At 73.2% G+C, this 7,054-nt stretch carries 8 protein-coding genes; 5 read left to right on the forward strand and 3 right to left on the reverse strand.

Annotated features, from left to right (window positions below; translation table 11 throughout):
* The first annotated feature begins 10 nt into the window (after positions 1 to 10).
* Together ACZ4A5_RS29545 and ACZ4A5_RS29550 are read left to right on the forward strand one after the other, a co-directional pair.
* Positions 11 to 1,075, forward strand: a complete 1,065-nt coding sequence (locus ACZ4A5_RS29545) for an ABC transporter permease (protein WP_467590837.1) — start codon at positions 11 to 13, stop codon at positions 1,073 to 1,075.
* Entirely contained in the window at positions 1,072 to 1,758 is a 687-nt protein-coding gene (locus tag ACZ4A5_RS29550) for an ABC transporter ATP-binding protein (protein ID WP_467590840.1), read from the forward strand. The genes ACZ4A5_RS29545 and ACZ4A5_RS29550 overlap by 4 nt, the downstream gene beginning before the upstream one ends.
* A gap of 11 nt (positions 1,759 to 1,769) precedes the next feature.
* On the opposite strand, the gene ACZ4A5_RS29555 is transcribed toward ACZ4A5_RS29550, so the two are convergent.
* The gene (locus ACZ4A5_RS29555) at positions 1,770 to 2,261 is read right to left on the reverse strand and encodes an indole-3-glycerol phosphate synthase (RefSeq protein ID WP_467590843.1); all 492 of its coding nucleotides are present in this window, start codon (positions 2,259 to 2,261) and stop codon (positions 1,770 to 1,772) included.
* A gap of 158 nt (positions 2,262 to 2,419) precedes the next feature.
* Positions 2,420 to 3,235 (reverse strand): pyrimidine reductase family protein, encoded by an 816-nt coding sequence (locus tag ACZ4A5_RS29560; RefSeq protein WP_467590846.1) that lies wholly within the window; start codon positions 3,233 to 3,235, stop codon positions 2,420 to 2,422.
* A 155-nt stretch (positions 3,236 to 3,390) separates the two neighbouring features.
* On the opposite strand from ACZ4A5_RS29560, the gene zapE reads away from it, so the two are divergent.
* Entirely contained in the window at positions 3,391 to 4,464 is a 1,074-nt protein-coding gene (gene zapE, locus ACZ4A5_RS29565) for a cell division protein ZapE (protein ID WP_467590859.1), read from the forward strand.
* 19 nt (positions 4,465 to 4,483) lie between these two features.
* Here zapE and ACZ4A5_RS29570 read toward each other — a convergent pair whose 3' ends face one another.
* Positions 4,484 to 4,633, reverse strand: a complete 150-nt coding sequence (locus tag ACZ4A5_RS29570) for a hypothetical protein (RefSeq protein WP_366007143.1) — start codon at positions 4,631 to 4,633, stop codon at positions 4,484 to 4,486.
* 242 nt (positions 4,634 to 4,875) lie between these two features.
* Here ACZ4A5_RS29570 and ACZ4A5_RS29575 point away from each other — a divergent pair, with 242 nt between their 5' ends.
* Both ACZ4A5_RS29575 and ACZ4A5_RS29580 read left to right on the forward strand, forming a co-directional pair.
* Positions 4,876 to 5,619, forward strand: a complete 744-nt coding sequence (locus tag ACZ4A5_RS29575) for an aminoacyl-tRNA hydrolase (protein ID WP_467590849.1) — start codon at positions 4,876 to 4,878, stop codon at positions 5,617 to 5,619.
* 46 nt (positions 5,620 to 5,665) lie between these two features.
* Positions 5,666 to 6,943, forward strand: a complete 1,278-nt coding sequence (locus ACZ4A5_RS29580; RefSeq protein WP_467590851.1) for a polysaccharide deacetylase family protein — start codon at positions 5,666 to 5,668, stop codon at positions 6,941 to 6,943.
* The last annotated feature ends 111 nt before the right edge of the window (positions 6,944 to 7,054 follow it).

Raw genomic sequence — 7,054 nt, forward strand, 5'->3', positions numbered from 1 at the left:
GAGGGTTCCGTTGTTCGTCGCACTCCGTGACATCCGTTTCGCCCGAGGGCGGTTCGCCCTCATGGGCTCGGTCGTCATGCTCATCACCACGCTGGTGGTCTTTCTCTACGGCCTGACCGACGGGCTGGCCCGCGAGGCCACGTCGGCCGTCGCGGGTCTGCCCGCCGACCGGATCGTCTTCGGCGCGCCGAAGGGCGCCGAGCCGGAGGTGTCGTTCTCCGGCAGCGGCGTCGACGACGGGCAGCTCGCCGCGTGGCGCACCGCGCCGGGGGTGGCGTCCGCCGAGCCGTTCGGCGTCGCGATGACCCGGCTGACCACGGCGGGGAAGGCGACGTCGGTGAGCGCGTTCGGCGCCTCCGGGCGGCTGCTGCCGCCGCTGCTCTCCGGTGCCGCCCCCGGGGACGGCGCGGTGGCCGTCGGTGAGCGGCTGGCGCGCGCGACCGGCGTCCGGGTGGGTGACCGCGTCACCCTCGGCGCCGAGCAACTGACCGTCTCGGGCATCACCGCCGACCGGAGCCACGGGCACGCCCCGAGCGTGTGGACCACGCTCGGGGACTGGCGGCGGGCGAGCCACCAGCAGCAGCCGACCGCACTCGCCGTCAAGGGCTCCGGCGGGCCGGACGGCCCCGCCGCCCGCACCACCGAGGCCGTGGGGAGGGACGCGGCGCTGGAAGGGATCGACGGATACGCGGCGGAGCACGGCACGCTCCAGCTGCTCCAGGGCTTCCTGTTCGTGGTGAGCGCGCTGGTGGTGGGGGCCTTCTTCACCGTGTGGACGGTGCAGCGGCGCCCCGATGTGGCCGTGCTCAAGGCGGTGGGCGCGAGCAGCGGCTATCTGGTGCGGGACGCGCTCGGGCAGGCGGCCGTCGTGCTGCTCGCCGGGGCGGCCCTGGGGGCGGCGGCGGGGGCGGGCGGCGGGGCGCTGGCCTCCGCCGCGGTGCCGTTCGAGCTGAGCGCCGCCACGGTGGCCGTGCCGGTGGGGGCGATGGTCCTGCTGGGGCTGGCCGGTTCCGCGCTCGCCGTACGCCGCATCACGTCCGTCGATCCGCTGACCGCGCTGGGAGCCTCCCGATGAACCGCTCTTCCGTTCTGTCGATGGAAGCCGTGAAACTCACCTATCCGGATGGTGATCGCAGGCTCACGGCCCTGGACGACGTCTGCCTGGACGTGGCGCCCGGCGAGCTGGTGGCGGTCGCCGGGCCCTCCGGCTCGGGGAAGTCGAGCCTGCTGGCGGTGGCGGCGACCCTGCTGCGCCCCGACGCGGGCCGGGTGGTCCTGGCCGGGCGGGACACGGCCGCGATGAGCGGCAAGGAGCGTACGGCGCTGCGGCGCGAGCGGATCGGAATCGTCTTCCAGCAGGCGAATCTGCTGCCTTCCCTGACGGCCGAGGAGCAGCTGCTGGCCGTCGCGCACCTGCGGGGCAAAAGCGTGCGGGCGGCCCGGTCGCACGCCGCGGAGCTGCTGGAGTCCGTCGGTCTCGACGCGGCGAAGCGGCGCCGCCGCCCGCACCAGCTGTCCGGGGGCGAGCGGCAGCGCGTGAACATCGCCCGCGCGCTGTCGGGCGGCCCGTCCGTCCTGCTGGTGGACGAGCCGACGTCGGCGCTGGATCACGAGCGGGGCGAGCGGATCGTGGAGCTGCTGGGCGAGGTGACCCGCCGGCATCGCACGGCGACGGTCCTGGTCACCCACGACCGGGCGCTGCTCGGCCGTGCGGACCGGGTGCTGTCGATGGCCGACGGGCGGCTGCGCGAGGGGTGAGCGGGCCGGGGTCAGCGCTCCCGCGCGGCGGCGGTGTCCTCGTCGTTGTGGGCGTAGAGCTTGAGCACGGGCACGCCGACCTTGTGGCGGGCGCGGGACGCCCAGTCCCGGTGGAAGAACTCCTCGACCAGGTGCGGGGCCGTCAGCACGATCACCTCGTCGGCGTGCGTCTGCTCGACGACGGACCGCAGCAGGTCGAGCGGGTGCCCTTCGACGAGCTGGCCGACGGCCTCGCACCCGGCGTCGCGCAGCAGCCGGAGCGAGTGTTCGAGGGCGAGCGCGGCGGGCCGCCGGGCCTCCTCCCCCTCGGGCTCGTCGGCCTCGTGGACCGCCTGCTCCAGCTCGCCGAGAGCGACGTCGTCGATGGCGCGCAGCAGCCGGTCCTCGGCGCCTCTGGGCTGCATCAGGACGACGAAGGACATCTGGTCGTCGTGAAGAGTGGTGACGAAGTCGACGTCCGCGGCGGACAGCGGCTGCTCGATCATCAATACACTCGTGAACACGGTGGGAGCCCTTCTCCTTCGTGGGCCACCGGGCCCAACAGAAACCATCCTGCGCGTGCCCCCCTGGGCCCGCCTGTTCTGATCACGTTCCCCTGCGGGTGCGTCTGACTCCATACTGCCCACCGAGAGGTAACCGGAGTGGAAAATTCCGCCGATTGTCAGATCCTTCGGTACCTCGTGAAGAGAAAACCCGCCTCCTCGAGGACCGAAGCCAGGACGAATCGTTCCGGCACCGCCATCGGCGGCCCGTTCACAATGCGCGGCGAGGTGCCGGAAGCGATCAGCGGGGCCAGTGAGAGACACAGTTCGTCCAGTACCCCGGCGGAGGCGAACTGACCCAGCAGCAGCGGGCCGCCTTCCGTCAGCAGCCGCGTCAGGCCCCGCGCGGCCAGCGTGCCCGGCACCCGGGCCGGGTCCACCAGGCGCCCCTCACCGGCCACGATCACCTCGGCGCCCGCCGCCCGCGCCGCCGCCACGCGGTCCGCGGGCGCCTCCTCGCCGGTCAGCACGAGGGTGGGCACCAGCGGCTCGGTGAACAACGGAAGCGAGAAGTCCAGGTCGAGCCCGGCGCTCACGATCGCGATCACCGGCGCGGGCCCCTGCCCGAGCGCCGCGCGCCGCGCCGCGAAAGCCTCCCGGGCCCGCGCGGGCCGGTAGCCCTCCTGCCGCACGGTCTCCGCGCCCACGACCACGGCGTCGGCGAGCCCGCGCAGGGTGCCGAAGATCCGCATGTCGGCGTCGGAGGACAGCGGCTGCGAGCGCCCCTCGTGGTGGGCCGCGCCGTCGAGGGACGAGACCATGTTGGCCCGCAGCCAGGCGCCGCCGCCGGGGACGTCGGGGTAGGCGTACGCCTCGGCGAGTTCGTCCAGGTCCCAGGTGCGCTCCTCGGTCCCGGACGGCGAGGACGGGGCTGACGGGTCCAGCGGGACTGACGGGGCTGACGGGGCCGGTGGGGAGGGGAACAGGCGTCGCATAGGCCGCAGTGTGACATGCCTCGCCCTTCCGGTGGCCGGGGCGGGGCGGACAGCGACTACGCTGGACGGTTGTGTCAGCCTCCACCGCATCCACTTCCGGCGCGGCAGCCCCGGCAGCCTCATCAGCCCCGGCCCCGGCCGACGCCTCCGGCCCGATAGCCGGGCAGGGCGCCGGTTCGCCGATCGCCCTGACCTCGCGCGCCCCGCACGTACCGGCGGACCGCCTGGTCGCCGAGATGGTGCCGCCGCCGCGCTTCGACGCGGTGCGCTTCGACACCTACATACCCGACGCCAAGCAGCCCAGCCAGGCCGAGGCCGTGCGCGTGCTCGAGACCTTCGCGGCCGGGCTGGGCGGCGCGAGCGCGACGGGCGCCGGCCGCAAGCGCTGGTTCCGGCGCGAGGCGAAGCCCGCCGCCGACGGCCCGCGCGGCGTCTATCTCGACGGCGGCTACGGCGTCGGCAAGACCCACCTGCTGGCCTCCCTCTGGCACGCCACACCGGCCGCGCCGGAGCAGAAGGCGTTCGGCACCTTCGTGGAGCTGACCAACCTGGTCGGCGCGCTCGGCTTCCAGCAGACCGTGCAGACCCTCGGCGGGCACCGGCTGCTGTGCATCGACGAGTTCGAGCTGGACGACCCGGGCGACACCGTGCTCGTCTCCACCCTGCTGGGCAAGCTCGTGGACGCGGGCGTGGCGCTCGCCGCGACCTCCAACACGCTGCCGGGCAAGCTCGGCGAGGGCCGGTTCGCCGCCGCCGACTTCCTGCGCGAGATACAGGGCCTGTCCGCGCGCTTCCGGCCGCTGCGCATCGACGGCGAGGACTACCGCCACCGGGGCCTGCCGCAGGCGCCCGCCCCGTACAGCGACGACGTCGTCACCCGTACGGCGTACGCGACGCCGGGCGCCTCGCTCGACGACTTCCCCTCGCTGCTCGACCACCTCTCCAAGGTCCACCCGAGCCGCTACGGCGCCATGTGCGACTCGGTGCAGGCCGTGTGCCTGACCGGCGTCGAGCCAGTGCCGGACCAGTCGACGGCCCTGCGGCTGGTGGTCCTCGCGGACCGGCTCTACGACCGCGAGGTGCCGGTGCTGGCCTCCGGCCGGCCGTTCGACGAGCTCTTCGGCGAGGACATGCTCAACGGCGGCTACCGCAAGAAGTACTTCCGCGCGATATCCCGGCTGACCGCCCTGGCCCGCGACGCGAAGTCGCTGGCCGAGAAGGAGCACTGACCGGCAGACCGGAGTCCGGTCAGCCGGAGCAGGCCGTCCGCTGCGCCTCCTGCCACTCGCAGACGGGGCACAGCGTGATGCCGGGCCGGTCCGCCGGGTGTTCGGTGGGCTTGCCGCAGTGCACGCAGTCGGCGAAGCCGTCGTGCCGTTCGTCCTGGTGTGCGCTCATGTGCCCATGGTCCCCCATGCCTCACGCCCCACCCGCACCAGCCAGGCGGCCACCGGCAGCGGGGCGGCCGAGGCGCGTTGGTGCCCTCGACGCGCGGCAGCGCGCCCTGCGAAACGTCCGGATCGATGTCGCGCGGCACCCACGGGCCGGGCGCTCCGTGGCGGCGGCCGGCCCCCTGAGTCTCAGCGGTCACTGCAATGGCCTCTGCCATGCACCCATCAGGCTGCTGGCAGACTGTGCGGGTGACCAGTTCCGACACCGCTTCCGACACCGCGAACGCCGTCCCCGAGGAGCCCGGGGAGGCGGCGCGGGAGTTCGTCCTGCCGCTCGTCGTACGGATCGAGAAGGACGCTCCGCCGGACCGCACGGACGCCCTGGAGACCGCGGCGCGGGCGGTGCTCACGCTGCTGTCGGACGAGCGGGCCCTGACGGTCGACGGGATGGACGGGGAGTGGGCGCGGGCCGTGCGGGACTGGCAGGACTCCCGCATCCGCAAGGTGGTGCGGCGGGCGCGGGGCAAGGAGTGGCGCAAGGCGGCGGCACTGCCGGGCATCACCGTGACCGGTGACCGCGCCGAGGTGCGCGTCTTCCCGCCCGTGCCGCTGGACGGCTGGCCCAAGGAGCTGGCGCGGCTCCAGGTGTCGGGCACCGAGCTGGACGAGCTCGCTCCCCCGGCGGCGCCGGACGCCCGGGCGGCGGTGATGTGGCTGAACCCCGGCCTGGCGATGTCGGCCGGCAAGGCGATGGCGCAGGTCGGGCACGGCGCGCAGCTGGCCTGGTGGATGCTGCCCGACGAGGAGCGCGAGGTCTGGCGGAAGAGCGGTTTCCCGCTCGCGGTGCGCACGGCGGGCGCGGAGCGCTGGGCGGAGCTGACGGCGAGCGGGCTGCCGGTGGTCCACGACGCGGGGTACACCGAGATCGCGCCCGGTTCCTGCACGGTGGTCGGGGAGCACCCGGCCCTGCGGGGCCGTGCGAGCGACCTGTGATACTTACCGCCAGAACATCTGTTTACGGCGCCAGGGGGTAAGTACCTTGTCGAAGAGGACCTTGCGGGGCGGGACGGCTCTGGTCACCGCGAGCGCTGTCGCCGCCCTCGCCGTGGGGCTCTCGGGCTGCGACTCCAAGAAGAGCGACGACGGCAAGAGCTCTCCCTCGTCCGCCTCCGCGCCCTCGCAGGACAAGGCGAAGAACGTCCCGGAGGCCGAGTCCGGGCCCAGCAAGAAGCCCGAGGAGAAGTGGGACGGCAAGGTCCACGTCCTCGGTGACGGCTCGACCTCCGACACCGGTCCGCAGCCGGGCCGGGCGAAGGCGGAGAAGCTCAAGCCGGGCGAGAAGCCCCCGCAGTTCGTGGTGTTCTCCTGGGACGGCGCGCTGGAGGGCGACGACCACCAGCTCTCGCACTTCCGCGAGGTCGCCAAGGAGAACAACGCCCACATGACGTTCTTCCTGAGCGGCATGTATCTCCTGCCGAAGTCGAAGGCCACGCTGTACAAGCCCCCGCAGCACAAGCCGGGCGAGGCGGCGATCGACTTCGCCACCGACCCGCACATCAAGGACACCGTCGAGCAGATACGCGGCGCCTGGCTGGACGGCAACGAGATAGGCACGCACTTCAACGGCCACTTCTGCGGCGCCAAGGGCGGCGGCGACTGGAGCCCGGCCGAGTGGAAGAGCGAGATCGAGCAGGCGTACTCCTTCGTGGAGAACTGGAAGACGAACACCGGCCTGAAGGACCTTCCCCCGCTGCCCTTCGACTACAAGAAGGAGCTGGTGGGCGGCCGCGCCCCCTGCCTCGAGGGGCAGAAGACGCTGATACCGGCGGCGAAGGAGTTCGGCTGGCGGTACGACGCGAGCTCGCCCGGCGACTTCCAGATCTGGCCCTCCCAGATCCAGGGCATCTGGAACTTCCCGCTCCAGCTGCTGCCGTACCCGAAGAGCGAGAAGCAGGTCCTGTCGATGGACTTCAACTTCCTCTTCAACCAGTCCGGTGACAACACCAAGGGCGACCCCGCGAAGTACGCGGAGTGGCGGAAGCTGACCCGCGACGGCTATCTGTACGGCTTCGAGCGGGTCTACAACGGCAGCCGGGCGCCGCTGTTCGTGGGCAACCACTTCGAGGACTGGAACGGCGGCATATACATGAAGGCCGTCGAGGACGTCGTGAAGTCGGTCTGCAAGCGGGACGGTGTCCGCTGTGTGTCGTTCAAGGAGCTCGCCGACTGGCTGGACGCGCAGGACCCGAAGGTGCTGGCGAAGCTGCGCGGGCTGGACCCGGCGCAGGCCCCGGACTGGGCGACGTTCATCAAGTAGGCACGAGCCCCGCGGTGGGGGGGGGGGGGGGGGGGGGGGGGGGGGGGGGGGGGGGGGGGGGGGGGGGGGGGGGGGGGGTGGGGGGGGGGGGGGGGGGGGGGGGGGGGGGGG

The organism is Streptomyces sp. NPDC025618, assembly GCF_055558795.1.

What these genes read in the sequence shown, in the direction of transcription:
- ACZ4A5_RS29570 (WP_366007143.1), bottom strand. Translation starts at nt 4,633, where the DNA reads ATGAGCGCACACCAGGACGAACGGCACGACGGCTTCGCCGACTGCGTG.
- ACZ4A5_RS29560 (WP_467590846.1), bottom strand. Translation starts at nt 3,235, where the DNA reads ATGCGACGCCTGTTCCCCTCCCCACCGGCCCCGTCAGCCCCGTCAGTC.
- ACZ4A5_RS29550 (WP_467590840.1), top strand. Translation starts at nt 1,072, where the DNA reads ATGAACCGCTCTTCCGTTCTGTCGATGGAAGCCGTGAAACTCACCTAT.